Source organism: Candidatus Accumulibacter sp. ACC003 (assembly GCF_907163085.1).
Classification (GTDB): Bacteria; Pseudomonadota; Gammaproteobacteria; order Burkholderiales; family Rhodocyclaceae; genus Accumulibacter.
Genome location: NZ_CAJQTX010000007.1, coordinates 257185 through 283324, shown reverse-complemented (window position 1 = coordinate 283324; position 26140 = coordinate 257185). Strand labels below are relative to the sequence as shown.

At 63.9% G+C, this 26140-nt stretch carries 22 protein-coding genes; 1 reads left to right on the top strand and 21 read right to left on the bottom strand.

The annotated features are described in order from the left end of the window. Positions 1–2: 2 nt before the first annotated feature. From QZ656_RS16675 to QZ656_RS16620, 12 genes are all read right to left on the bottom strand, one after another. A complete protein-coding gene (locus tag QZ656_RS16675) occupies positions 3–1220 on the bottom strand; it encodes a TIGR04063 family PEP-CTERM/XrtA system glycosyltransferase (RefSeq protein WP_291994447.1) in 1218 nt (405 codons plus the stop codon). Beyond that, the gene (locus QZ656_RS16670) at positions 1217–3157 is read right to left on the bottom strand and encodes an XrtA/PEP-CTERM system amidotransferase (RefSeq protein ID WP_291994446.1); all 1941 of its coding nucleotides are present in this window, start codon (positions 3155–3157) and stop codon (positions 1217–1219) included. Before QZ656_RS16670 ends, QZ656_RS16675 begins: the two co-directional genes overlap by 4 nt. Before the next feature lie 21 nt (positions 3158–3178). Next, positions 3179–4366 carry a TIGR03088 family PEP-CTERM/XrtA system glycosyltransferase gene (locus tag QZ656_RS16665; protein ID WP_291994445.1) on the bottom strand — a complete coding sequence of 396 codons (1188 nt, stop codon included), beginning with the start codon at positions 4364–4366 and terminating at the stop codon, positions 3179–3181. Next, on the bottom strand, positions 4363–5913 hold the full coding sequence (gene xrtA / locus QZ656_RS16660; protein WP_291994444.1) for an exosortase A: 1551 nt from the start codon (positions 5911–5913) through the stop codon (positions 4363–4365). The genes QZ656_RS16665 and xrtA overlap by 4 nt, the downstream gene beginning before the upstream one ends. Before the next feature lie 86 nt (positions 5914–5999). Then, entirely contained in the window at positions 6000–7028 is a 1029-nt protein-coding gene (locus QZ656_RS16655) for a FemAB family XrtA/PEP-CTERM system-associated protein (protein ID WP_291994696.1), read from the bottom strand. Positions 7029–7090: 62 nt separating this feature from the next. Then, complete coding sequence (locus QZ656_RS16650) at positions 7091–7954, bottom strand: XrtA system polysaccharide deacetylase (RefSeq protein ID WP_291994443.1); 864 nt, start codon at positions 7952–7954, stop codon at positions 7091–7093. A 5-nt stretch (positions 7955–7959) separates the two neighbouring features. Beyond that, complete coding sequence (locus QZ656_RS16645; protein ID WP_291994442.1) at positions 7960–8238, bottom strand: hypothetical protein; 279 nt, start codon at positions 8236–8238, stop codon at positions 7960–7962. Then, positions 8235–9338: an XrtA/PEP-CTERM system-associated ATPase gene (locus tag QZ656_RS16640; protein WP_291994441.1), complete on the bottom strand. Its 1104-nt coding sequence runs from the start codon at positions 9336–9338 to the stop codon at positions 8235–8237. Before QZ656_RS16640 ends, QZ656_RS16645 begins: the two co-directional genes overlap by 4 nt. A gap of 9 nt (positions 9339–9347) precedes the next feature. Then, positions 9348–11003 carry a TIGR03016 family PEP-CTERM system-associated outer membrane protein gene (locus QZ656_RS16635; protein WP_291994440.1) on the bottom strand — a complete coding sequence of 552 codons (1656 nt, stop codon included), beginning with the start codon at positions 11001–11003 and terminating at the stop codon, positions 9348–9350. After that, positions 10951–11922, bottom strand: coding sequence for an XrtA-associated tyrosine autokinase (locus QZ656_RS16630; protein WP_291994439.1), 972 nt, complete (start codon positions 11920–11922; stop codon positions 10951–10953). Before QZ656_RS16630 ends, QZ656_RS16635 begins: the two co-directional genes overlap by 53 nt. A 9-nt stretch (positions 11923–11931) precedes the next feature. Continuing rightward, positions 11932–13491: an XrtA system polysaccharide chain length determinant gene (locus QZ656_RS16625; RefSeq protein ID WP_291994438.1), complete on the bottom strand. Its 1560-nt coding sequence runs from the start codon at positions 13489–13491 to the stop codon at positions 11932–11934. A 103-nt stretch (positions 13492–13594) separates the two neighbouring features. Next, complete coding sequence (locus QZ656_RS16620; RefSeq protein WP_291994437.1) at positions 13595–14224, bottom strand: XrtA/PEP-CTERM system exopolysaccharide export protein; 630 nt, start codon at positions 14222–14224, stop codon at positions 13595–13597. Positions 14225–14731: 507 nt separating this feature from the next. Between QZ656_RS16620 and QZ656_RS16615 the strand changes: the two genes are divergently transcribed. After that, positions 14732–15544 carry a protein-glutamate O-methyltransferase CheR gene (locus tag QZ656_RS16615; protein ID WP_291994436.1) on the top strand — a complete coding sequence of 271 codons (813 nt, stop codon included), beginning with the start codon at positions 14732–14734 and terminating at the stop codon, positions 15542–15544. Between the two features lie 54 nt (positions 15545–15598). Here the strand turns inward: QZ656_RS16615 and QZ656_RS16610 are convergent, their stop codons facing one another. The 9 genes from QZ656_RS16610 to QZ656_RS16570 form a co-directional block, all read right to left on the bottom strand. Next, positions 15599–16897, bottom strand: coding sequence for a TRAP transporter large permease subunit (locus QZ656_RS16610; RefSeq protein WP_291994435.1), 1299 nt, complete (start codon positions 16895–16897; stop codon positions 15599–15601). Between the two features lie 13 nt (positions 16898–16910). After that, positions 16911–17429, bottom strand: a complete 519-nt coding sequence (locus tag QZ656_RS16605; RefSeq protein WP_291994434.1) for a TRAP transporter small permease — start codon at positions 17427–17429, stop codon at positions 16911–16913. A 56-nt stretch (positions 17430–17485) separates the two neighbouring features. After that, positions 17486–18478 carry a TRAP transporter substrate-binding protein gene (locus QZ656_RS16600; RefSeq protein WP_291994433.1) on the bottom strand — a complete coding sequence of 331 codons (993 nt, stop codon included), beginning with the start codon at positions 18476–18478 and terminating at the stop codon, positions 17486–17488. Positions 18479–18719: 241 nt separating this feature from the next. After that, on the bottom strand, positions 18720–19406 hold the full coding sequence (locus QZ656_RS16595) for a response regulator (protein ID WP_291994432.1): 687 nt from the start codon (positions 19404–19406) through the stop codon (positions 18720–18722). Beyond that, positions 19403–20944 carry an ATP-binding protein gene (locus tag QZ656_RS16590; protein ID WP_291994431.1) on the bottom strand — a complete coding sequence of 514 codons (1542 nt, stop codon included), beginning with the start codon at positions 20942–20944 and terminating at the stop codon, positions 19403–19405. Before QZ656_RS16590 ends, QZ656_RS16595 begins: the two co-directional genes overlap by 4 nt. Then, positions 20941–23100: an urea transporter gene (locus QZ656_RS16585; protein ID WP_291994430.1), complete on the bottom strand. Its 2160-nt coding sequence runs from the start codon at positions 23098–23100 to the stop codon at positions 20941–20943. The genes QZ656_RS16590 and QZ656_RS16585 overlap by 4 nt, the downstream gene beginning before the upstream one ends. 1 nt (position 23101) lies before the next feature. Further along, positions 23102–24505: an alanine racemase gene (locus QZ656_RS16580; protein ID WP_291994429.1), complete on the bottom strand. Its 1404-nt coding sequence runs from the start codon at positions 24503–24505 to the stop codon at positions 23102–23104. A gap of 19 nt (positions 24506–24524) precedes the next feature. After that, complete coding sequence (locus QZ656_RS16575) at positions 24525–25646, bottom strand: ATP-grasp domain-containing protein (RefSeq protein ID WP_291994428.1); 1122 nt, start codon at positions 25644–25646, stop codon at positions 24525–24527. Beyond that, positions 25634–25849, bottom strand: a complete 216-nt coding sequence (locus QZ656_RS16570) for a PqqD family protein (RefSeq protein WP_291994427.1) — start codon at positions 25847–25849, stop codon at positions 25634–25636. Before QZ656_RS16570 ends, QZ656_RS16575 begins: the two co-directional genes overlap by 13 nt. Positions 25850–26140: the final 291 nt, after the last annotated feature.

Genomic DNA, 26140 nt, shown 5'->3' with positions numbered 1-26140 from the left:
GGTCAAATGGATGGATTACGGTTACCGGCAAAGCCGGCCAGCGCCCGCCGATAGACGTCCCGATAGCGCGCCACACTGCTCGTCCAGGTACGCTCGACCTCGACGAAGCGGCGCGCCTGCGCGGCAATCTGTGGCCACTGCGAACGCCTGGCCAGGACGTCGTCGAGCGCTGTCGCCAGCGCCCCCGGGTCGCCGGCGGGAAAGAGGAAGCCGGTCTCGCCGTGCCGAACCAGCTCGCGGTGACCGCCGACGTCGGAAGCGACGAACATCCGTCCCTGCGCCATCGCCTCCAGAGGCTTCAGCGGGGTGACCAGTTCGGTCAAGCGGATCGGCAGGCGCGGATACGCCAGCACGTCGATCAGTTCGTAATAGCGCTGTACATCGGCGTGCGGCACCCGGCCGGTGAAAATGACATGATCTTGCAGACCGGCAGCTAGCGCCTGCGCCCTCAAGCGGGCCTCCTGCGGTCCGCCACCGACCAACAGCAGGCGCAACTGCGGCTGCTCGGGCAACATCCGGCGAAGCGCCTCGATCAACAGATCAAGCCCTTCGTAGCCGTAGAAAGAGCCGGCAAAGCCGAGGACGGTCGCGCCATCGAGTCCGAGTGAGCGGCGCAAGCCGGCATTAGCTTCGACGCCGAACCTGAACAAGGCGACGTCCACCGCATTCGGGATCACCGTGATCCGTTCCGGCGGAATGCCGCGGCCAGCAATATCGTTGCGCAGTCCTTCACAGATCGTCGTCACCTGGTCGGCACCACGCAGGGCCAGCGTTTCGAGGCCGCGCGACGCCCGGTAGCGCAGACTGCCGGCCACCGTCGTCCCATGATCGACCGCGGCATCCTCCCACGAGGCCCGCATTTCGTACACCACCGGCAATTTCCGACGACGGCCGACCCACAGACTCGGCAAGGCGTTGAGAACCGGCGAGTGGGCGTGCAGCAGATCCGGCTGCGTCGCCGTGACGACCTCCTGCAGGCGCGCGGCCGTCAAGCGCATCTGCGCCAGCAGGCCACGACCTTCGCCGTTCGGCGTGCGCTCGAACAACCAGCCGTCGACCTCCTGGCGGAGTGCCGTCCCGACTCCCTGTTTGGGCGTCGTCAGATGGAAGGTCTGCCAACCGAGCGCACGTTGCTCGCGCAGGATGGCCAGCGAGCGAAAGCTGTAGCCGCTGTGCAAGGGCAAGGAATGATCGAAAACATGCAGAACGCGCAGGCTCATCGCGGCCCCGGCGTGGCACCGAGCAGCACCGCCTGCTCGGTCGGTGCGTCGAGCACGTTGCGCAGGAAAGCCTCGAACATCAGCACCGTCCACAGCGGCGAACTGTAGTCGCTCGCTCCCGACTGATGCGCATCGACCAGGTGCCGGAGATAATCCTGATTGAACCAGCCGGTCGCGGCCAGGCGGGGGCCGAGCACAGCTTGCCGGACGCGGTCGCGCAGCGGCCCGCGAAACCAGCGCGCCAGCGGCACGGCGAAGCCCATTTTTGGCCGATAGAGAATGTCTTCGGGGAGGCTGGGCGCGAGCGCTTTTTTCAACAGATACTTGCCTTCCTGGCCGCTCACCTTCAGCGACGACGGCAAGGTCGCCATCCACTCGACCAGTTCGTGATCCATCAGCGGCTCACGAACTTCGAGCGAGTGCGCCATGCTGGCGCGGTCAACCTTGGTATTGATGTCGCCGACCAGATAGGTCTTGAGGTCGAGGTACTGGATCAGCGCCAGCGGGTCGTCGGTATCGGCGCGCTGGGCATGCGTACGGAACACCTCCTCGGCGCTGTAACCGGCGAGTTCACTCCGGAAGCGGTCGCTGAACAACTTGTCCCGCATCGGGCCCCGCAGGATCGACACCGAATGAAAGTAGGCTTCGACGGAATTCCTGGCCATCCCTTCGAAGGTCGTCTTGGCACGGAGGACACGCGGCGCCCAGTCGGCTTTCGGATAGACACGGCCGAGCAGGCCAAACAGCGGCCGGCGCAGCTTCTGCGGCAGCGCGCCGCGCAAGCGCTCTTCCATCAGGTGCATGCGGTAGCGCCGGTAGCCGCCGAAGGTCTCGTCACCGCCGTCGCCCGACAGCGCGACGGTCACGTGCCGACGCGCCAGCTGGCACACCCGGTAGGTCGGGATCGCCGAACTATCGGCGTAGGGCTCGTCGTAAAGCCTCGCCAACTCGTCGATCAGATCGAAATCGTCGCTGGCGACCAGATCACAATGGTGGTTGGTGTGATAACGGTCGGCGACCTTTTGTGCGAAGGCGGCCTCATTGAAAGCCGGGTCATCGAAAGCGATCGAACAGGTGTTGACCGGCTCGCCCGAGAGCCCGGCCATCAAGGCGACGACGGCGCTTGAATCGACGCCGCCCGAAAGGAAAGCACCGAGTGGCACGTCGGCGATCATGCGCAGGCGAATCGACTCACGAAGTTTTTCGTTGAGCTGTGCGCAGGCCTCGTCAAGGGCCAAGGGTTGATCGAGGCTGAAGCGCACGTCCCAGTACGCTTTCGCTGCCGCCGGCGGCTGCCCACGGCGCCAGCTCAGGGTGTGCGCCGGCGGCAGTTTCAGCGCTTGCCGAAAGATCGTTCTCGGCTCGGCAACGTAACCGAGGGCGAAGTACTCTTCGACCGCCAGCGGGTCGATATCGCGCGCCAGTCCGCCGTGCGCCAGCAGCGACTTGAGCTCGGAACCAAAGAGCAGGAAGCCGTCGGGCAGCAGCGCGTAGTACAGGGGCTTGACCGCCAGCCGGTCACGCGCCAGAAAAAGTGTCTCGCGATTGCGATCCCACAGGGCAAAGGCGAACATGCCGCGAAAGCGTCGAACGCAATCTTCGCCCCACGCCTCCCAGGCGTGCACGATGACCTCGGTATCGCTACGCGTATGGAAGACATGGCCAAGCGCCTGCAACTCCGGGATCAATTCCTGATAGTTGTAGATCTCGCCGTTGAACACCACGCAGACGCTCTGGTCCTCGTTGTACAGCGGCTGCTGGCCGGTCGACAGGTCGATGATCGACAGCCGCCGATGGCCCAGTCCGACGCCGGCTTCGACGTGCAGGCCGCCCTCGTCGGGGCCACGATGACGTTGCGACTCGTTCATGCGCGTGAGCACCGCGCGGTCTATGTCACGCCTGCCACGCGTATCGAAAATTCCGGTAATTCCACACATGTGCTTCCCTTCTGCGTTCGCCTACGGATAAATCAGTGCCTTGGCACCGGCCTTGCCGGTTCGCGACGCCACCAACTCGCCGTAGAGCCGCAGGTAGTTGTGGCTCATCGCTTCAATACTGAACTGCTGCTCGACCCGCGCCCGCCCGGCCGCACCGGCGGCTCGGCTGCGCTCCGGGTCGACCGCATAAGCAGCGATTTTCTGCGCCATCGTCGCGACATCGGCCGCCGGCAGCAGTTCGCCCGTGCGGTGACTATCGACCAATTCGCGATTGCCGCCAACGTCGGTGGCAATCACCGGCAGGCCGCTGGCCATCGCTTCGAGGATGGTATTGGAGACGCCTTCGGCCAACGAGGGCAACACGAAACAGTCGAGGCCGCGCAGTATTTCGGGGACGTCGTCGCGCGCCCCGGGTAACCACGCCCACTTTGCCACCCCAGCCTGATCCAGCATCGCCTGCGCCTTCGCCCGCAAAGGTCCATCGCCGATCATCACCAGCCGCAGCCGCGAAGCGAGCTCGGGGAACGCCGCCAGGGCGCGGATAAAAGCCGCCGCCAGCGTCGTCTGATCCTTGACCACCTGCATCCGCCCGACCGTACCGACCAGCCAACACGACGGGTCGGCAAACGGGCAAGCGGCAATCGGCTGGCGCGGACTCGCCGGATGGAATAGCCGCGTATCGACACCGTTGTAAATTTGCGCCACGCGGGTCGACGAGATGCCGACCCGGCCAGTCAGATAGTCGGCGAGATCGCGTGACAGCGCGATGTAATGCGTCACGAAAGGGCGATAAACGCGGCGCAGCCATTGGTACTTCTTGCTCAAGCCGTCGAGGTCGCCGACGTCGCGGCCGTGTTCGCCGTGGATCCGTACCGGAACACCCGCCGCCCAGGCCGGGACGAGCACTTCCAGCGCGGCCAGGTTGCGGCTGTGCACGATCGCCGGTCGTAACTCGCGGAACAGCTTGAACAAGCGCGGGTAAAGCCACAGCGTGTGCCCCGGTTTCTTGTTCAGGGCAATGAAGCCGACGTCGTCGCGGACGATCCGTTTTCGGAAATCGGTAATCTCGGTCAAGGAAATCACCACGTGCCGATAGACGTCGTGCGGCATGCGATTGATCAGATTGACGACGCCGTTTTCCAGCCCGCCGACGTCGAAGCGGAAGAGCACGTGCGCGACCAGCAGACGCGAGTCACCGGCGTCGGTCATCGGGCGCCCATGGTCTGCCGCAGCGCGGTCTCGATCGCCGGTCCGGCAGCCGCCGAGAAGGCGGCCAGCGCCGCCTCGCCGTCAGCCAGCCGATCGCTCTGCGCGTAGACGACCAGCACCGCCGAATCGTCGCCCTTGCCGCTGAGCCGTGCCCAGGCCGTGTAAGCCTTGGCCAGCGCGTCGCTGGCGGTCCAGCGACCGTCCACCCAATACCACTGCCAGACCAACATCTCGCGGTTGCCGCTGGCGCGAAAACGCGTCGTGCGAACCTTCAATGGCTGCTGGTTGAACGCAATTTCGCGCGTTCCGCCACCCACTCGGGCCCAAGTGTGATCCTGGCTGGTAACCAGAACGTTGCTTGAGCTGACCATCTTGCTGTGCTGATCCTGGTTGCGGTAATAGGCCACAAATAGCCCCACCGCACTGCCGTCCTTGGCGAAGATCGCTTGCGTTTTTGCCGCGTAGTTCTCGTACTTCGGTTGCCACTCGTCATCGGCTGCGGCGATGGCAGACCAGCCGGCAATCGGCTCGAGCGCGGCAAACTGAGCGATCGGTGGCGCCAGCTGGTGCTCGATTTGCCAAAGGGCAGCGCTCCAGCCGCCGCCGACCAGCACGGTGAATGCGGCAGCGATCAGCGACGGCGCAGTCACCGCCGCCGTCGCCGTTCCCGGCGCGACAACGGGCGCCAGCGGCTCGAGTTCGTCCTCGCGCCAGCGCGCGCCGACCCAGAACATGGTCACGATCACCACGCCAAAGAACACCCAGCCGTAGATCAGATGGTCAACGCCAACGGCAAGCGTGTTGCCCGACAGGTGCCCGAGCATCACGATCATGTAGGCACGCACCCAGTTGGCGACGATCGGCACGAGAAACGAAACGGCGACGAAGACCAGCCGCCGCGTCAGCGAACGATAGCTGAGATACGCGAAAAGCGTTCCGACGGTGACCGAAGCGATGAGATAGCGAACACCGCTACACGCCTCGACGACCGACCAGCTGCCGGTGGGAATAACGAAGCGCAGTCCCTCGCTGTGCACCGGTATGCCGCTCAGGCGCAGGCCGAGCACGGTGAAGTGCGCCGTCCAGTCCATCAGCGTCGGCAGCGCGAAATCGCCGAAAGGCACGGCAAAGAACAGGAACAGCAGCGGGAAAGTGATCCGCCGTGCGAGCTGCCAGCCAAGAACTGCCGGCACAGCCAGAATCAGCATCGCCACCAGGGCAAACTGGGCGACCACGTTGACCGCCGCCAACTCGCCAAGAAGCCAGGCAAAGCCGACGCCGGCAAACAGGAAAACGGCGCTATAGCTGTGTCGAGGCGGCAGAACCGCCAGACTGGAACGTATTCGCCAGATCAACCAGAGCGTGATCGGCGGCACGATGAAGCCATGCGCATAGGTGTCGGAGCGCTGCCAGATGCTGGCCATCGCCAGCGCCGTGTCGCGAAAAAGCAGCACCACGATCAGCTCGGTCAGGACAATCGCCGGCAGAGCGACTCGCCAGCCCGGGTGAGCGCTAAAGGAGGTCAGACTTGCTTCGGACGGCTTCATGAAGTGGCTTTCAGCATGCGGATACGATTCAGGAATCATCAGTTCGCGAACGACCACCCGCCGCAGGTGGCACGGCGCGGCAGCGACTAACCCAGGTTGCGCACGATGAACGGCCCCAGCCAGTTGGCCAGACCGATCGGCAACCGCCGCCAGGTCTCGATCAACAGGCGGTACTTGGCGTTCGACGGGTTGTTCTGCGGAATGGAATCACGACGATAAAGACAATACTCGTAGAACAGCGGCTGCGGCTCGAAGCCCCAATTCTTCTTGAATGAGTACGAGCCGGTACCCTGCTTGCTGCGGCCGTAATCGAAAACCTTGACGCCACGCTCACACGAGCGACGCAGCAACTCCCAGTATTTGAAGTCGTTGGCCGCCAGATTACGCGCCGACGGCTCGTCACCGGCGTAGTACGGCAGCACCTCGTCACGAAAATAAAAGCTCAGCACGGCACTCAGCGGACGCCCGGCGCCATCAACGACGGTAAGCGCCTCACAATCGGCGCCGAAAACGCGTTGCAGCGCCGCAAAATAACGCTTTGGCAAGGCCGGCGTCCCGTGACGATGAACGTTGTCGGCGTACAGCGCGAAGAAACGACCCGGATCGTCGTCGATTTCGCTGCGCAGGCCATTCTTGATTCCCTTGCGCACCATCGCCCGCTGCTTGCGCGGGATGGCCAGCATGTTGGCTTCGACCTCGGGCAGGATCTCCTTGCGAAAGCGCACATAAAGATCCTGCAGCGGCCACTGCGGATGACGCTGGCGAAGGTTGCGCAGTTCCAGGTGATCGACGCCCAGACGCTGGGCAATCGCTTGCGCTTCCAGTTCCAGCGCCTCGGCGGCTGCGGTGCTACTCGCCGCAACGCCGCCATAAACGGCAAACGGCAGCGACACCAGGGTATTGCCGAAGAGCACGCTCTTGACCTGCGCCAGCGGCAGCACGCCCTCGATGACGCCTGAACGCTCAACGTAGAGAAAATGCGTGCGATGAGAAAAGACCTCGGCGACGATTCGCTGCCAGCCCGCCTTGTGGAAGAAGGTCGCCTCCGGACACGCGTCGACAAAAGCGTCCCATTTGGCAACCGCGACGCGATCGTCCGGATTCAGGCTATGCATACTCAGTGGCGCACTCGCCGCGACCAGCCTGGCCACTTCTTCGATGGTCGTAGTCGTATTCATCAATTCACCGCTTTCGTCTGCGCGGGAGCGTCGAGGAACACCTCGTCCATTCGCCCCCAGCGGAAGTCGGCGAGCAAGCGTCTGAGCCGGCTTTCTGTGTGCTTCAGGTTAAGGTAGTGACGAAAACGCGTCTTGGCACTGATCCCGGGAACGCGCGGCTGCCCGGCGTCGATCTCCCAGGGATGGAAGTAGAAAATTGCCGCCTGACGATCACCTTCGTTGACTTGTTGCAGCAGCCACCGCGACAGCGGATACGGCAGCAAGCGGAAGTAACCACCACCACTGGCCGGCCAGTTGCGGTCGAAGAAACGCGCGGTGGTCACCGGCAGCTCGAGCAAGCCGGCGCGCACCTGGTGCGCGAAGCGCGGCGCGTCGGGCATCCCGTAGTGATCGTGGCGAATCGGGTAGATGCTCGAACTGTAGCGATAACCGGCGCGCTCGAGACAGTCGAAAGCCCAGAGATTGCCTTCGCCAATGGAAAAGCTCGGCGCCCGATAGCCTTTGACTTCCTGACCGGAGAGGTCTTCGAGCAGCCGCTTGGCCGAGCCGATATCGGCCGAGAACTCGGCTTCATCGAGCTCACTGACGCGCTGATGACCGTAGCCATGGCTGGCTAGCTCGTGACCCGCGGCGACGATCCGCCGGACCAGCTGCGGGTAGCGTTCGGCAATCCAGCCGAGGGTGAAGAAAGTCGCTACGGTCTGATGTTCGTCGAGCATCAGAAGAATGCGCTCGACATTGGCCTCGATGCGACACTCGCGCGAATCCCACTGCGCACGCGGAATGTACGGCGCCAGCGCGGAGACCTGAAAATAGTCTTCGACGTCGATGGTCATGGCGTTGATGATCGGCTGGCCTGACATTTCTCTCACCTCGCTGTCGCTGGCCGGCGCCATGCGCTCGCCGCCACTTCGGCGGCGATTCGCGGCGCCAGGCGGCCACCCGAGATCTCGGGATAGGGCAGGTGCAGGTCGGCGAACAAGCGATCGTTCATAGCCTGCTGGCTGGCGTGCACCCGCACCGTCGGCACGGCCGCGTGGCGAGCGCTGCCAGCGCGCAGAATCGCTGCCATCTTCATGAAACCTGGCTGGGCACCGACGCCACAGAGCACCGGGCCGAGCTCACGGGGCCACCGCGGATCGGTCAAAGTGATTTTCCTTGATCTTTCACGCGGACCGCATCGACCAGCTGCTGAATCAGCGAGAGAACGGCAGCATTGCTCCGTTCCAGACGGGCAATGCTGCGCTCGATGCGGATCAGTCGCTGTTCGACATGGCCATCCTTCAGCTCGGTGATGGCGCGTGACGCCCGCTCGGCGGTGCTGTTGTCGAGTTCGAGTCGCGACAGGTCGACGTCCAGAATGCCGCTCTCGGTCAACTGCGGATTCAGCGCGCCGCCGCCACCGACCTTGCTCGCCGTTAATGCCGGTGCAGACTGCGTTTCCTCTTTGAGTTCCCGGGCAACTTCTTCGACGTCGGCACGCGTGAATTGGCTTTTGCCACCCAGAAAGCCGGACAACAACAAGCGATCGCAATGCGCATTGATCCGTCGCGGAATACCGCCGCTGGCCTCGAAAACGGCCTCGAAAGCGCCCGCGTCAAAGTGTGGCGACCCTTGCGATCCGGCGCACTTGAGGCGATGCTCGATATACGCCTGCGTCTCGTCCTGATCCATTGGACCAATGTGACACGCGGCGATCACCCGCTGCCGCAACTGCTGCATCTGCGGGCTCTGCATGACGTTCCTGAACTCGGGTTGGCCGATCAGGAAACTCTGCAGCAAGGCCTGTGTGCCAAACTGGAAGTTCGACAGCATCCGCAGTTCTTCAACCGCCCGCGGCGTCAGGTTCTGCGCCTCGTCTACGATCAGCAGGCAACGTTTCCCCTGGCTGGTGACCTCGACCAGGAAAGCCTCCAGCGCCAGCAGCATCTCCGACTTGCCGACATTCTTGGTGCCGACGCCAAACGCCGCGGCGACCATCCGCAGGGTATCCTCGGCGTCGAGTTGCGTGCTGACCAGTTGTGCGGCGACGACCTTGTCGGAATCCAGCTCATTGAGCAGACCACGGACGATGGTCGTCTTGCCTGCCCCGATCTCGCCGGTAACGACGATGAAACCCTCGTTCTGATTCAGGCCGTATTCGAGGTAGGCCATCGCCCGCCGGTGCTGTTTGGAAGCAAAATAAAACGAGGGGTCGGGATTGAGTTGAAACGGCTTGCTGGTCAAACCATAGAAAGACTCGTACATGACGACCGATCAAAAACGGTGGGAGATGGCGCCGGTCAGCGCGCTCTCGGTGTAGCTGCTGACGCCACTGGAAACGACCCGGCGGGCGCCGATGTTGGCGCTGGTATTCGGCCCGAGGCGGGTGGATAGCAGCAGATAACCGCCAGTGGTCTCGGTTTCCAGCGAGTTGGCGGTGAAGTTGCTGCTGCGCTGCTGATTGAAGGAAAGCGCTAGCGACGACAGCCCCGACAGCTTGTGCGACCAGATGATCCCATAGCCACGTTGCAGGACGCGGTTGGGTAGCGCGTAGTTATCGGTCAAGCCGTTGACCACGCTCAGGTTCTGTTGCTCACTGCGCGTCGCGGTGAAGGTGACGGTGTTACGGACACCGATCAAGGCGCCCGTCAGCTGCATCAGATTCTGCAGGTTGGGGCGATCGGTCAGATAGCCGTTCACTACCGTCCCGTCGGCCGGAACGCCGCTCTGCAGGAGTATGTCGGCAACCTGCGCGGCAATCGCGTCGGGCGCCATTCCCGGGTTGGCCGCCGAGACGATCGAGTAAAAAGCATCGTAGTTGGTGCCCTGGCTGGTGTTCGTCGCGCCACTCGGCTGCAGCGAGACGTCCCTCTTGGCCCGGAAAGTGACCTGCGAAAGCGGCCGCCGATGGCTGAAATTGACGTCGTAGCCGGTACCGAAGAAGCGGTTCTGGGCGAACGCGTGCAGTGCCGTACGTTTGTCCGGAGTCCAGTCAAAGCCGCCCCCGCGCGTAAAGTTCGATTGCTGCGAGACGCTGACGTAGTCGTTCGACTCCTGCCCGCCGATCAGCGACACCTGAATCTGCGGATTGAAGCGGTACGAAACGGTCGCCATGTAGCGCGATGCGTTGTACGTCCGATTATTCAAATTATTCGAATACTCGCTGTGCGTGTCCATGGCATCGAGCGCCCAGGTCACCTGACTCAAGCGGGTGGTGCCCTTGAGCCCACCGGTCCATTCCGACGTATTCACGCCGGACGCCAGGCTCGACTGCGAACTGGTGGTCGTCGCACGATAGCGCAGGAGATACTCGGCCCAGGTGTCGATTCTCCCCTTGAGGTATGGCGACAGCGAGTAGTTCGACGTCTCGGTGCGGTTGTTGCTGACGTTGGCGTCGCTCGGCGAAACGGCGCCGAAGGCGGAAAGGTATTGCTGCGAGATGCGCCCCGTCGCGTCGACGAACAGGAAATCTTCAATCGCTTCTACCATACCCACTGCATTAAGCGAATTCTGGTGGTTGTTCGACGACGTTTCCCGCGCATAGAGCTGCTCGGTGATCGCGTAATTGAGGCGCAGCTTGGCGCGCGCGCCGGTGCCGTCGATCGCGATCGCCGGCGTGATACCGGTAACGGAATCGCTGGTCGGATTGCTGGGGGCGAGAAAGACGTTGTTGGTCAGAGTTTCCTTGACGGCCACGGTCGGCGTGATCTGCCACTTCTCGGCGCGTGCCGGGGTAGTCACGCAAAGTACAGCCAGGCCAAGCAGCGACAACGACCGCAGCGCACCCGGGTGCCGCTTCCTGCCGCCATTCCCGGCCGCTTGATCGGGCGTCGAAGGCGCCAGGGCTTGCCGGCCGCCGGCGGCCGCGCGAATCGCCTCAAGCGCCATCGGAAGAACCATCGCCGTAACCGTAGCCGTAACCATAGCCATAGCCATAGCCGTAACCATCCTGGGCACTTGATTTCGCCTGGTTGAGCAACATCAGCTTCAAGGGGCATGACTCAATGGCCGCCAGGGCGTGTTTGACGTCACTGCGAACGGTACTTTCGGCCTTGACGACGACGATTACCTGCCCCATGTGCGTCGCCAGGACACGCGACTCGGTGGTCATCAACAGCGGCGGTGAGTCAAAAATGATGATTCGGTCTGGATATCGGTTGGCCATTTCCTCGAGCAGAGCAACCATGGCATCGCTGGCCAGGAGTTCGGTCGCCCGCGCGTGCTGCGTACCACTCGGCAGAATACTGAGTGTTTCGACGTTGGTTTTCAGCAGCACCTGCGCGAGATCGACGCTGTCGTCGGTGAGCACGTCGAGCAAGCCACGCGATTGCGGCAAACCGAGCATCTTGAGCACCGATGGCTTCGGCACATCGGCATCGACCAGCATCACCGTATTGTCCAGCTCCATGGCGATGCTCATCGCCAGGTTTATCGCTGTAAAAGTCTTGCCCTCACCGGAAAGCGCGCTGGTAACCATGATCAGGTTGCCGCGTTTGACCGCTGTCGCGCCCTTGCCCATGGCATTGGCAATCAAGGGCCGTTTGATGACCCGATACTGATCGGCAAGTTGCGAGCGTGGCGCATCCGGACTGATCAGGCCGCTGGCGGCAAGCGCATTGAGGTCGAGATCAATCCGACGCGATGCCGCCGCCGCTGACTGAGACACCTGGCTACTCGACAGGACGGCCCTTTGGCGCCTGAGGTCTGCCGCCGACGCCGCTGGTGGGCGAGACTCGGTAGCCGCTTCGGCAGGCACCGGCGTGACCTCGCTGGCAGCCGATCCCGGGATTTCCACACCCGCCCTGCGCAGCTGTGCCAGACGCGTTGCCGCTTGTTCAATGAGACTCATCGCTTTTCCTCAGCCAGTACGGGCGGAAAGAAGGAACAAGGCCGCGAGTCCAGCGCCGTAGGCGCCGACCAGCGAGATACAGGCGGCGGCAAAGCGCAGCAGATCGCTTCTTTCACGACGCTTTCTCACTTCATCGGTGATCATCGATACCGTCCCCAACAGTGGCAAGCCACAGGCTTCCCGCAAAGAGCGCGAATCGAAAAACATCGGTCGCAGCTGACTGGCCGCAATGGTGGCTGCGACTCCGGCAGCGAGCGCCAGGAGGAGGGTCAGTGGGAGAAACAGGGCGCGATTCGGAGCGACCGGCTTCGGCGACACGCGTGGCGGATCGATCAGGCGAAAATCGACACCGGCAGAGCTGTTGATCTCGCTGCCCATGCTGGCCGACTCACGACGCTGAACCAGTTGTTCGTAATTCTTCTTGTTGATCTCGTAATCGCGGTTGAGTTGGGCAAACTCGGCCTCGATCTGCGGCATCAGCTTGACTTCCTGTTGCATCCGGTCGTAGCGCGCCTGGTATTCAGCGACGCGCGTCGTCAAGGCCGCAACCTTCGCCTCGGTTTCGGAAGCCGAGATGCTCAGCTGCTGATGTACCGGGTTGGTGCTCACCGACGTGGTCGGATTAGCAAGCGCCGCCGCACGCCGTGCCGCGAGCTCCTTGCGTTTCTGGTCTTCGAGATCCTTGATCAGGCGACGCGTGCTGACGACGTCCGGATGTTTTTCGGTAAAGCGCGACAGCATGTTGTCCAGATTCCGCTGCATGGCGTCCAGCCGCCCGTCTATTTCGGGAACCGACACCCCCGAAATAGACTCCTGGAATCCATTCGGCAGCAACTGCGGCTCCTCGCCGAGGAGCTGTCGCCTGAGCGCATCGCGCGATTGCTCGGCCTCGCGCAAGGCCAGCTTGCTCTGCTCGAGCACAGCGCCAGCTTCGGTCATCCGGGCAAAATGATCTTTACCTTCCGAATTCTGCGTTCCCAGATTGCGTAGCTTGAAGTCCTTGAGCCGCGCCTCCGCGTCCTCTAGCTTCTGCTCGTAAGTGGTGATCTGTTCGTCGATGAATTTCCGAGCCGACTCCGTGTCCCGGCGCGCGTCGCCGAGATTGGACTCGACGAAGATCGACACCAGCGACTGGACCACCCGTTTGGCGTTTTCGGGCTGGGTGTCGCGGAAGTTGATCGTGTAGATATTGTCACGCGTGGTGTTGGCGATTTTCAGCGACTTCATCAGCTCCTCGGTGAGTGCGTCTTTGTCGGCCTTGGACTCGATCTTGAGGTCGAGATCGGCCATCCGGATCAGCTTTTCGACGTTCGGCCGGGTAATCAGCGTGCGGCTCAACATCATCACCTGCTGATCAATATTCGGCTGCATGACCAGACCGGACATCAGTGGCCGGAGAACCGTCTGTGTATCGACGAAAATACGCGCTGAGGCCTCGTATTTGTCGGGAATGGCCAGGACCGCCGCAACGCTGGCCACGCCGACGACCCAGGCGACGGCGATCCCCAGCCAACGGCGCTTCCACATTCCGCGCATGATCGTTGCCGCTTGTCGAAGCAGTTCATCCATCGAATTCAGACTCTATCGGTATCGGTTGCAGGACTGCTGTTCGTCACGTCGGTGACGCAACGAACAGCAGAGGAATCGTCTTGGCAAGCAGGCAGCGGGCCGCTTAGAACCAGCTTTGCGGAATGATCAGCACGTCTCCGGGCTTGACGTCCACGTTGGCCGATATGTCACCGCGCCGGATCAGATCGTTCAAGCGAACGCTGTACTGCTTGTTGCCGTCCGATTGGCGCAACAGCGTCGCGCCATTGCCGTCGGCAAAATCAGTCAGACCGCCAACGGCAATCATCACGTCAAGCAGGGTCATCTGCTGCCGGTAAGGGAGCGCCTGCGGCTTCGACGCCTCGCCGACGACGCGAATCTGCTCGCTCTGACTGCCGACGAAGCCGGTCACGATCACCGTCACCACCGGGTCGCGAATAAACGTCCCCAGCGCTTTTTCCATGTCGCGTGCCAACATCGTTGGCGTCTTGCCCATCGCCTGCATGTCCTCAATCAGCGGACCGGCGATCAAACCGTCCGGGCGAACCGGAACGGTCATCGACAGCTCGGGATTGCGCCAGACAATGATATTCACACTGTCGCCCGGGCCAATGATGTAGCGATAGTCGGGCGAAGCGGCGTCAGCTGGTGCTGGCGGATGCGCTGAAGCACAAGCCACCAGCAGTGCCGCCAGTGCGCCCAACGCAAGCCAACGAAACGCGGCGCCGACAACATCGTGCAGGCGTGTAAGCATGATCCTCTCCTTTTTTAGTCGCCGGCCTGGAAACGGGTTGCGGCAGATCCACAAGACATTGCGCTGACGGGTATCGTGAAGCGCGCCACAGTATAGTTGAATTGTCCGTGCCGACAAAAGTGACGATCCCGGCCAGCCATTTCCTTCATTTCCTTCATTTCGTTCAATGCTCATCGCCACCGACCACCCGCAGAGCCGTGCTGCTGCTGCGCTGGATCAACAGCGGCGTGGCCGTAGCGCTACCCAGTAGCGGCCAGCCGGCGTATCGTAAACACCCCTTATCGCGTTTTTTGATCACGGCGATGCCGCTCTTGGACGAACGCAGAATACGTGTTTCGTTGCGCCCAACAAGAGAAATAACGCACACTTCGCGTCGTTTCTTTAGTCCGATTTCGCAAGATCTCGAAAGGCATTCTATAACATGCTGATATATATTGATAACTATCTCGCCGCCCGATTGCTGGCGGGCCAGGTGGCTGACGCCGGCTGCGGCGCTGCCTCGCGCTGATGGAGCCGGCGACGATCACCGACCAGGAATTCACGCTCTTTCAGAAGCTGATCAAGACGCTCGCCGGCATCAGTCTGGCCGACAGCAAGAAGCTCCTGCTCGTCGGCCGCCTGCAACGCCGCCTCAGGGAGCGACAGCTGGACAGCTTCAGCCAGTACTACCGCCTGCTGACCAGCGGCCAGCACCCCGACGAGGTGCAGACAATGGTCGATCTGCTGACCACCAACGAAACCTACTTCTTCCGCGAATCGCGGCACTTTGACTTTCTCCGTGACGAGGTCCTGGCAGGCCGCCGGCAAGGCGACAACTTTCGTATCTGGAGCGCCGCCAGCTCGAGCGGCGAAGAGGCGTTCAGCATGGCCATGCTGCTTGCCGAGAGCCTGCCGCAGACGCCGTGGGAAGTTTTTGCTTCGGACATCAGCACGCAGGTCCTGGCCAGGGCGCGGACCGCCCTCTACCCGCTGCACCGCAACGAAGGCATCCCGGCCGCCTGGATGCGCAAGTACTGCCTGCAGGGAGCAGCGGCCGGCCAGGGAAACTTCGTGATCGCGCCGCCGATCCGCCAGCGCGTCCGCTTCGCGCAGGTCAATCTGACGCAAGCCATCGACGCCGGAATCGGCTCTTTCGAAGTCATCTTCCTGCGCAACGTGATGATCTATTTCGATAGCGAAACGAAGCGCCGGGTAGTCGCCAACCTGCTGCCGCGGCTGCGCCCCGGCGGCTACTTCATCGTCGGCCACTCGGAATCGCTGCATGGCATTTGTGACCGGCTGTTGCCGGTACGACCGACAATCTACCGCCTGCCCGAGTGAGTCTCACCGTCGCTCGCCCGCCTCGGCGCCGTGCGCAGGCGCCGGCAACGAGGGTCAATGGATCATCTTCGCCGGCAACCAGGTGACAATTCCGGGAAACCAGTAAGTGATCGTTACCGCGACGCACATCAGCACGAAATACGGCGTCGCATAGCGCGCGATTTCGGTCATCTGGCGACCGGTCATGCCCTGCAGCACAAACAGATTGAAGCCGACTGGCGGCGTGATCTGGGCCATCTCGACGACCAGCACGATGTACACGCCGAACCAGATCAGGTCGATACCGGCGGCAGTCACCGTCGGCAGGAGAACGGCCATGGTCAGGACGACCATTGAAATGCCGTCGAGAAAACAGCCCAGAACGATGAACAAGACGCCCAGAACCAGCAGCAGCGAGCCCGGTTCGAGGCCCAGCGAAGCGACCCATGCGGCCAGTTGCCGCGGCAGGCCGATGTAGCCCATGGCCAGAGTCAGGAACGACGAACCCGAGAGGATCAGCGCGATCATGCAATACAGCCGGGTGGCTCCCATCAGACTGTCGCGGAAGCTTGACCAGTGCAGCGAGCGCTGCAGCAGCGCGATCAGCATACTGCCGACGACACCAAGGCCGGCGGCCTCGGTTGCCGTGGCGATGCCGGCATAGATCGAACCAAGAACGGTGACGATCAGCAGTAGCACCGGCAGCAGGCTGATCGACGCGGCCAGCTTCTGCGGCAGCGTCGTGCGGACGCTGATCGGCGGCACCTGTTCGGGATGGCGCAGCGCCCAAAGGATGACCCAGCCCATGAACAGGGCGGCCAGCAACAGCGCCGGCAGGACACCGCCGATGAACAGCCTGGCGATCGACACCTCCGCCGCGACGCCGTAAACGATCATGATGATCGACGGTGGAATCAGCAGCCCGAGCGTCCCGGCACCGGCCAGAGTGCCGATCGCCATGTGCTCCGGATAGCCGCGCTTGCGCAGTTCGGGCAGGGTGATCTTGCCGACCGTCGCGCAGGTCGCCGCCGACGAACCCGAAACCGCGGCGAAGATCGTGCAACCGATGATGTTGGCGTGCAGCAGGCGACCCGGAAGGCGCTCTAGCCACGGTGACAGGCCTTTGAACATGTCTTCCGAGAGACGGCTGCGAAAAAGGATCTCGCCCATCCACAGAAACAGCGGCAACGCGGTCAGCGTCCAGCCCGAACTCGATCCCCAGATGGTCACCGCCATCGCGTCGCCCGGCGAGCGCGGCGTGAACAGCAGCATGCCGACGTAGCCGACGCCAGCCAGCGCCAGCCCGATCCAGACGCCGCCGGCCAGAAAGGCCAGCAGCACGACGACCAGCGCGGCAGCGATCAGCAGGTCCATATAGCCAGCCCGCTCACTCGCTACGCACCGCTTCGTCGCCCGACTTTTGCAGGCGCGCCGGCGGCCGGCCGAGACTGAACAGCAACAGGTCGTCGATGAAGGCCAGCAACAGCACCACGGTGCCGATGGCCATCGCCAGTTGCGGGATCCACAAGGGCGTCGCGTCGACGCCCTGCGAAATGTCATTGAACTGCCGGGAGTTGAGTACCAGGCGTACGCTGTACCACGCCAGGGCGCCGCTGATCAGCGTTCCGAAAGCCAGCGCCGACCACTCCAGAACTTTCTTCGGCGTACCCGAGAGATGCTCGATGAGCAAGGTCACGCGGATGTGTTCGCCGTGCTTGAAGGTATAGGCGAGCGCCAAAAAACCGGCGGCCGCCATGCAATAGCCGGCGTAGTCGTCGGTGCCACGAACGTAGATACCGAGTTCGCGAGTGACGACACCGGTGATCACCATCAGCAGCACGCCGACCATGCACAGTGCCGCAGCGGCGCCACTACAGCGATAGATCAGGTTGAGCAGGGTGCGCATCGGCGGCCGCTGAACTCAGGCCAGCGCGACGGCTGCCCTGCCGTCCCGCGCCTGCCCTACTTCTTGACCGCCTTGCGGTACGCGTCGTAGACCTGCTGCCCTTCGGGACCCGCCTGCTCGAGCCATTCCCTGGTCATCCGCTGGCCAATCCCGAGCAGGTCGTGTTGCAGGTCTGCCGAAGCCGGCAGGACCTTCATGTTGTTCTTCTTCAGTTGTTCGACGTACCAGCGCGTCTTTTCCTCGGACGTCTTCCAGCCGCGCAACTCGGCGGCGGCGCCGGCCTTCAGCAGCGCGTCGCGGCTGGCTTTGTCGAGGCTGTCGAACTGCTTCTGGTTGACGATCACGATGTTCTTCGGTAACCACGCCTGGACGTCGAAGTAATAGCTCAACTGTTCCCAGCTCTTCGAGTCGTAACCCGTAGACGCCGAGGTGATGTTCGCCGAAACGACACCGGTAGTCAGCGCCTGCGTCAGTTCGGCGGCCTGCACGGTCACCGGCTGGGCGCCCATCAATTCGATCATCCGCGCCACCGTCGGGCTGTATGAGCGGATCTTCACACCCTTCAGGTCAGCCGACGAATTCAGCGCGACTTTCGAGTAGATTCCCTGCGGCGGCCACGGCACCGAGAACAGCACCTTCAGCCCCTGCTTGGCGAATTTCTCCTCGATCCTGGCGCGCGACGCCTGCCACAGCGCGCGCGCTTCCGGATAACTGCTGGCCAGGAAGGGGATGGTGTCGAGGGCGAACAGCGGGTCTTCGTTGGCCGCCCCGGAAATGATGATCTCGCCGATCTGCGCCTGCCCACCCTGCACCGCGCGCTTGATTTCGTTGGCCTTGTACAGGGCGCCGTTGGCATGCACCGTGATCTTCAGTTTGCCGCCGGTGGCGGCATCGACGGCGCTGGCAAACTGCTGGATATTCTCGGTATGGAAGTTGCTCACCGGATACGGCGTCGGCATGTCCCACCTGGTCTCGGCAGACGCCGAGAGCGCAAGACCGGCGGCAAACAGGGCAGCCGCGGAATGACGCAGCAGCGAAGGCAGTTTCATATCGTCTCCTCGTAGCGGGGGTTTGAGCAGCGTCGCCGGGATTTCGCTGGCCAATGGCCGACAGCAGCGCTGCCAAGAATGGAAGTGTCACCGCCGCTTGTCAAGCAATCGGCGGCAGCGGACGCGCAACGCGGCTGTTCCTGGCGATGATCGCCAGGCCGGCAAAGATCGCGACGAGGGTTTTGCTGATTCCCCGGGGCTTCATCGGCGGTCGGTGGCGTGCTCCGGCCCAGCGCCGTGCTTACGATTCGAAGGCAAAACCGACTCCGTAGATCGAACGGATCGGCTCCTCACCCGGGAAAGCCTGGACAAGTTTCTTGCGAAGGTTCTTCAGGTGGCTGTCGATGGCACGTTCTGAAACCTCGAGATGATCGTCGTAGAGCGCGTCGAGTAGTTGCGCACGCGAGAAGACGCGTCCCGGTTTGCCGGCCAGCGCCCGCAGCAGCCGGAATTCCTTGGGCGTCAGTTCAAGGCTCTTGCCGGCGACCCGCGCCTGCAAGGCGTCAGCGTCGATTTCCAGCGCTGCGCCGCCGATTTTCGGGCTGACGGTAAGGCCCGCCGCCGGCTGTATGCGACGCAGTACGGTCTTGACGCGGGCCACTACTTCGCGTGGCGAGTAGGGTTTGCAGACGTAGTCGTCGGCGCCGAGTTCGAGGCCGAGCAGGCGGTCGATTTCGTCGACGCGGGCAGTGACCATGATCACCGGCAAGTTCGATGTTTTGCGCAACTCGCGCAGGATCGAAATGCCGTCCATCCCGGGCAGCATCAGGTCGAGCAAAAGCAGGTCGGGCGGCGTTCGCCGGAGGACCGCCATGGCCGCCAGGCCGTCGGCCATGGTGGTCGTTGCGAAACCGTCGCGCTGCAGGTATTCGGCGAGGATCTGGGCGAGGTCGAGTTCGTCCTCGACGATCAGGATCTCTTTGCTCATGCTTTCTCCAGGGGTAATTCGACGCGGATGTGCAGGCCGCCAAGCTTTGCTGGCGTCGCGCTGATGCGGCCACCGTGCGCCTCGACCAGCGCCTTGCAAATCGCCAGGCCGAGGCCGGAACCGCCGAAGGCCCGGCTGCGCGACTCCTCGGCGCGAAAGAAGCGCTCGAACAGTCGCGGCAGCGCGGCCGCCGGTGGCCCTGGCGCGCTGTCGTCAAAGTCCAGCAGCAGCTGTTGCTTGCTGGCTTGCGCGGCAATCGCCAGCTGTCCACCGGCGTCGGTGTAGCGCAGGCTGTTCTCGAGCAGATTGGCAAATACCTGCGTCAGGCGTCCGGCGTCACCGCGCACCCACCAGCCGAGATCGACCAGGCGCGCGGTGTCAAGCCGGATGTTGGCATCGAGGTAGCGTTCGCGAAATGCGGCGACGGTCTCTTCGAGTATCGCCACCGGCATCAGCAGACGCTGCTCCATTTCGCCCCCACCGGCTTCGCGATCGAGTGTCAGCCGGAGGTCGTCGACCAGCTTCGCGAGCTGCAGCACCTGCTTGTGTAGCCGCGCCAGCGTCGCCGCGTCGGGCCGGCGCACGCCGTCCTGCATCGCCTCGATCTCGGCGCGCAGGACGGCCAGCGGCGTCCGCAGTTCGTGCGAGCTCTCGGCGATCCAGGCCCGGCGTGATTCCTCGACACGGCCCAGGCGCACGGCCATGGCATTGAAATTGGTGGCCAACTGGCCGAGCTCGTCTTCACTGCGGACGTCAATGCGCGTATCCAGCGAGCCGTCGGCGATCTGCCGCGCCGCTCGTTCCAGATCACCAATCGGCGCCAGTAGATGCCGTGCCAGCAGCCACGCGGCGAGCAGCGAGAAGCCCAGCGCCGCCAGTCCGGCGAAGAGCATGTTCTCGGTCTGGCTGGCCAGGAAAGCCGCGTCGAGTGCGCGTCCCGACGACGGTACGGCCTGCAGGGTCAGCTGACCGACGACCTTGCCCTGGTGGACAATCGGCGTTGCGGCACCGACGCCGCTCGCCCGGGCCTTACCCGCCAGCCACTGGCCGTCGGCGTCAAGCAGCGCAAGACGCTGGCCAAGGCGCAGGATGTCGCCCGGCGGCGGACTGCCGGGCGAGCCTTGCGGCGGCGTCGCAGCGGCGTTGGCTTCGCCCGCTGGCCGCCGATCAACGTCGGGCGGTAGCGGCCGCTCACCCCAGGGCGGACGGGCGGCGCCTGGCCCTGGCCCGAACGGCGGCGGCAAGCCGGGCGAAAAGCCACCCGCAGGCTCCGCAGCGTTCCCCGAACTCGGGCGCGACAGGCGCCGCCAGCTCTGCTCGGGTGCCGCGCGAACGAAGTCCCAGTTGCCGTGCCTGGCGTATTCGGCCTCGATGTTGCTGACCATGCCGTCGAGGCCGGCCAACTCGGCGGCACTCGTGTAGCGCTCGAAACCGTCGCCGAGATTCCAGCGCATGACCAGGGTGAGGAGCACGGCCATACTCGTCGCCAGAGCGAAGCTGGCGAGAAAGACCTTGCGTTGAATGGTTAGGCGGATCATGACATCGATGTTTGCGGGTAGGCGGCCGACCAGGCCGGAACGCCATGATCGCCACGATTGCCGTAGCCGACAAGCGCCGCGTCGACGATCGTCTGGCCGTCGACCACCAGCGAGAACGCCACCGGACCACACGCTTCGGAGAGCCAGCCGATACTCTCGCCGTCGACCTCGCCAAGAGCAGTCGTCAAGCGGTGACGCGAGCGCTGACACCAGAGGCGGCGAGTAGGGTCCCAGCTGCGCTCGCAAGCGCTTTCGAGATTGCCGCCAAAAGGATGACGCAAGCGCCGCGCCAGCCGCAGCGCCAGCGGCAGTGGCAACAGCGACGCGTCGGGCGCGTCGCCCCACTGCAAAGCTTGCGCGGCAAAGGGCGTCATCCCGAAAGCCAGGACAAAGGCATCGAGCAGGCGGTCCGGCGAACCCCGCCGCTGATGGAGAGCCAGCAGGCTGCGCGCGCTGTTGGCCTGGACGCGGCCACCGCCGGAAGAGAGCAGGCTGGTTTCACCCAGCAAACCGACTTCGGCAGCCAGCCGCCACTCGTTCGCCCGCTCCTCGAACAACCATTCGCGGCCTGCCCTGGGGGCACAGGCCGCCGCCATCGACGGGTCATTGAGCACCGCCTCGACCGACTGACCCTCCTGCGGATGGCCGTCGAGCGCGTATTCGCGGCCGTCGATCAGGCAGTGTGCGAGATGAAATGGCAGCGTCGGCGAACCCAGGCGGGGTCCGCGCTGGACGTGCAAATGCAGGTGCGGCTGTGCCGAGCGGCCCGAATTGCCGCAGTGACCGAGCAGCGCACCCGGCGCGACGCGCTGTCCCGGCTCGACCTTGATACTGCCGCGACGGAGATGCGCCAGCAACACATAAAGGCCAGCGCCGATGTCGATCAGGACGTGGTTCCCCCAGTTCTCGAGCGAATTCATTTCACCCGGCCGGTTGTCGGCAATATCGCCGCGACACGCCGTCACGTAGCCGTCGGCCGGCGACAACACCGGCTCGTCGAAAGCATGGAAATCGTTCAGCCTGGCGCCGTCGCGGCGATAGCTCTGGCCGTCAACGAGACGGACGAAATCGAGCGCATAGCGCCATTCGCCGCGATGCGTATGCGGACCGTCGACCGCCTGCGACACCGCCATGCGGCCGGCGTACGGGGGTAGCAGAGCAACGCTGCCGGCGGCCAGCCCGCGCGCCCTGGCCAGGCGTGCGTTGACCATACTGTCTTCGGGAGACGCCGGTACCGACAGCCAGAAGCGTGCCCAGAAGAAGCTGCTCTCGGCTCGCAAGGCCGCGCTGGCCAGCCACACGGTGAGCACGAACGGCGCCGACAGGGGCGGCACGCCGAGCACTATCGACAGCGCGAACATCCCGGCCGAGAGCGCGCTGGCGACCAGCACGGCGCCGGCCGCAAGCAGCAGGGTACGTCTGCCTGGCACGGCCAGCGTGCCACCGACAAAGATCGCCACCAGTGCACCGTTGAAGACTCCCAGCATGGCCAGGCTCGAGGTCGGCGAGCTGCTGGCCACCGACAGCACGCCACTCGCCAACAAGCCGCCGGCGATGGCCAGCAGGGCCAGGAGCGGCGAGGTCAGGAGTACGGCGGCGAGGACCAGCACGCCGGCCAGCGGATTCGCCACAAAAAACAGCGCGCCGACGTGCGCCAGCGCCGTTGCGCTGGCCGCCGGCAGCCAGTCCGGAAAGACCGGCCAGACCGGCCACAGCGAGCGCAACGGCAGGCCGATGGTCTTGGCCACCGCGAGCAAGGTCCAGGCGGTGACCAGAAATGGCGCACCGAGCAGCGGCAAGCCACGCGCGCCGAACGGGCCGGCGAGCATCTGGCGCAGCGCGGTCGCCAGCGGCACGGCCAACAGGCCGCCAAATGCGGCCAGCGCAAGAGTCCGCGGCGGACCGCCGTAGAAGGCGCCTAGGGCCAGACCGGCGTAAATGGCGTTGAGGATCTCGGCCTCGCCAGCCATGCCCGGCAAACGCAGCAAGGCGCGCGTCAGCAGTGCGCTGACGCCCGCCAGCAGACCGCAGAGACCCGTTTCCGGATCGCTCAGCGTCGCCGCCAGGAGCAGCGCACCGACGACGCGCTGGCGCGCCAGGAACAGCGCGCCATAGGCGTCGAGCAGGCTGTTCAGGCCGTCGATCAGGACCTTCATCTCAGCCTCCAGCGGCGCGCAGGGCGACGACAGCTGCCGCCGTTTTCGGCGCCAGATGCGCCGGTAGCCGTTCCTGCGCGCAGACCACTTCGAGATCCTCCGCCGCCCGGATCAGGCTCAGCTCGCGGTCACCGTGGATCAGCACCACGGCCGGACGGTATTCGATGAACTGCATCGACTGGGTGGTGTTGTAGGCGCCAACCGGCGCGAACACCAGACGATCGCCGACGGCCAGTGGTGGCAGTTGCACCGAGTGCCGCAGCACATCGATGTTCATGCACAGCGGGCCGTAGAGCACGGTGTCGCGCAGCTCGCCGCGCGCCGGCGAAGCAAGGCGCACCGGCTGGTCGTACCACAATGCCGTAAACAGGGTGTTCAGACCGGCGTCGAGGATCGCGGCCGGGCGACCGTCGGCGGTTTCCTTGCGGCCGACCACCGAGGTGATCAGGCTCTGCGCGTCGTCGATCACCGCCCGGCCGCTCTCAAAAAGCAGCGCCGGACGTTCTTCGCCCTGGTCGAGTCGGTACGCCGTTCCGTCCAGAAAGGCGCTGCAGATCGCGTCGGCATATTCCTCGAGGTCCGGCGTGGACTGTTCGGGCGGCAGATAGATGCCCTGCAGGGCGTTATTGGACGGCAGGCCGCCGCCAATATCGATGTAGCTCAGGCGCGTGCCGTCGGCCTCGATCTCGCGGGCCAACATGCAGAGCGTGCTCACTGCGGCGGCGTAGGCGCGCGGATCGAGGATGAAGGTGCCGATGTGGCTGTGCAGGCCGTTGAGGCGCAAGTGTCGGCTGACCTTTACCCGCTTGATTGCCGCGCGCGCCGCGCCAGATTCGAGATTGAAGCCGAAGCGACTCCAGGGCTCGCTGTAACCGGTCTTGAAATTCAGGCGCAGCGTCACCGGAACGCACTCGCGGCGTTCTTCGGCGATGGTTTCGATCAATGCCAGCTCGTCGGCGTGATCGACGTGGATCAAGGCGCCTTCGGCGATCGCCCGTTCGAGAATCGAACGCGGCTTGTTCGGGCCGTTGAAGATGATGTGCTCGCCCGGCACGCCAAGCGCGCGCGCCTTTTCATACTCGAAGCGCGACACCACTTCGGCCCACGAGCCTTCCTGGTGGAGGATCGAACAGACCGCACCGTTGTAATTGGTCTTGTAAGACCAGCCATGAATCACCTTCGGGTAACGACTGGCAAAAGCCTGCGTGATACGCCGGACGTTGGCGCGCAGACGTGACTCGGAGGTGACGTAGAGTGGCGAGCCGTAGCGCTCGACCAGCGTTTCGACCGCCACGCCGTCGATTGCCGACTGCGCGTCGGCAGCCAGCCGGCGCCGGCCAAACCTGTTCAACGCGGGCAGTGTCAGGGGTTCTATACGCGGGGCTTGCCAGGTCATCTTGCTCATTCTTTTCTCCTTGCGGGTTTCAGGCGGCGCGGCTGGCGAGCGCGTGCGGACGCGCCGTGCTGCCACTCATCGCCAGGCTGGCGATTTCATCGAGGGCGACGATCGTTTCCTGCGCGTGACGGATGAAGCTGGTGCCCGGGCACGGCGGCGCCAGCTTCAGCTGCGACGGTTTGACGCCGTCCATCAAGGCCAGCAGCGCGGCCGGCAGATTGCGGCCAACGCCGTGCGCAAGATAGATCCAGGCCGGAAAGCGCGGATTGATTTCGATCAGCTGCAGGCGGCCGGCCTGGTCGCGAAGCATCTCGATTTCGAGCGGCCCGCGCCACTTGAGGGCGTCGAACAAACGCCGGCCGGCCGCCTGCAGATCCGGGTCATCGATGGTGACACCGGCCCAGGCCTTGCCCTTGTCGGTGAGCGCCTGTTTCTTCATCATCACCTCGCCGATCATCGCGCCGCTGCCGTCGCCAAGCGCCGTCAGGTTGACTTCCTCACCATGGACGAACTTCTGGACCAGCACCGGGTAGCCCCAGGTGGCGACTATCTGCCGGTAACGCTGGCGAGCTTCGGACGCCGAATAGACGACGTACGCGTCGTAAAAAACGCCTTTGACCAGCAGCGGGTAATCCCAGCCGTCGGCGTCGCAGTCGTCGAAGAATCGCTCGTCGACCAGGCTCTGCACGGCCGGCGTGGCGACGCCGGCCGCTGCGCACAGCGCTGGCAGGCGATCCTTGTCGCGGCGGCGCAATTGCGCACGCTGCGGCAACAGGAGGCGAATGCCACGCCGCTTGAGCTCGCCTTCGACGGCAATGAAGTTGGGCAGTTCGGCGTCGAGACACGGCAGCAGAGCATCGACCGGGTCGTGCGGCAGGATCTCGTCGAGTCGCTCGAGTAGCGCCGCCGCGCCGGTCGCTGGATACGGTAGCAAGTGACCGCTGTCGCAGGTTTCCCGCTGATAAAGACCGGCGTCAAGCGTCTCGTAGGCGAGGCCGATGATGCGGCCGCGAAAGCCCGCCGCCTGCCGCAGGCAACGCGCCACGGCACAGCCCGGACCGGGGTTGTCGGGCTTGGCGTTGATACCCGTGAGCGCGACATTCCAAGCCGTCCAATGCGGCTGATCGGCGTGCCGGATCACGACACGCACCTCGTAAGCTGCTGGATAAAATCGTCGACGCCGGCCTCGACGACGGCACGCGGCTGCTGGCAAGCAGCGACCAGCGCATCGATCATCGCGCGCCGCGATTTCCCGTCCTGCATAATCAGCAAGGCGATCATGCCGGGCGGATTGACGCTGTAACTCCTGCCGGTGCGGGTGTCGAAGGTGTAGCCGTTGGCGTTCAGGATCAAGTCCCCGAGTCGCCGAGACCCTGGCAAGGGTGCTTCCATCGCATTCTCCTGTGCTTGGCGATAGCGCTGGTGGCCATCGATGGACGCTATTCTGGAGAGCGATCTGGTAAGCGCGAGGGAGAAATCCGGGAGGAATTGCGGAGGCTGCCAACGCTCTGAAACGGTGCCCGCGCCGCACCAAATTCCGCACCAGCTCGCTCGCTTGCGCCCCGAAATTGTGCGCCGCATCATTGCGCGTCACCCGCAGCACTCGAAAATTCCCGGCAAATCAATGAGCACGCTCATTGGCAC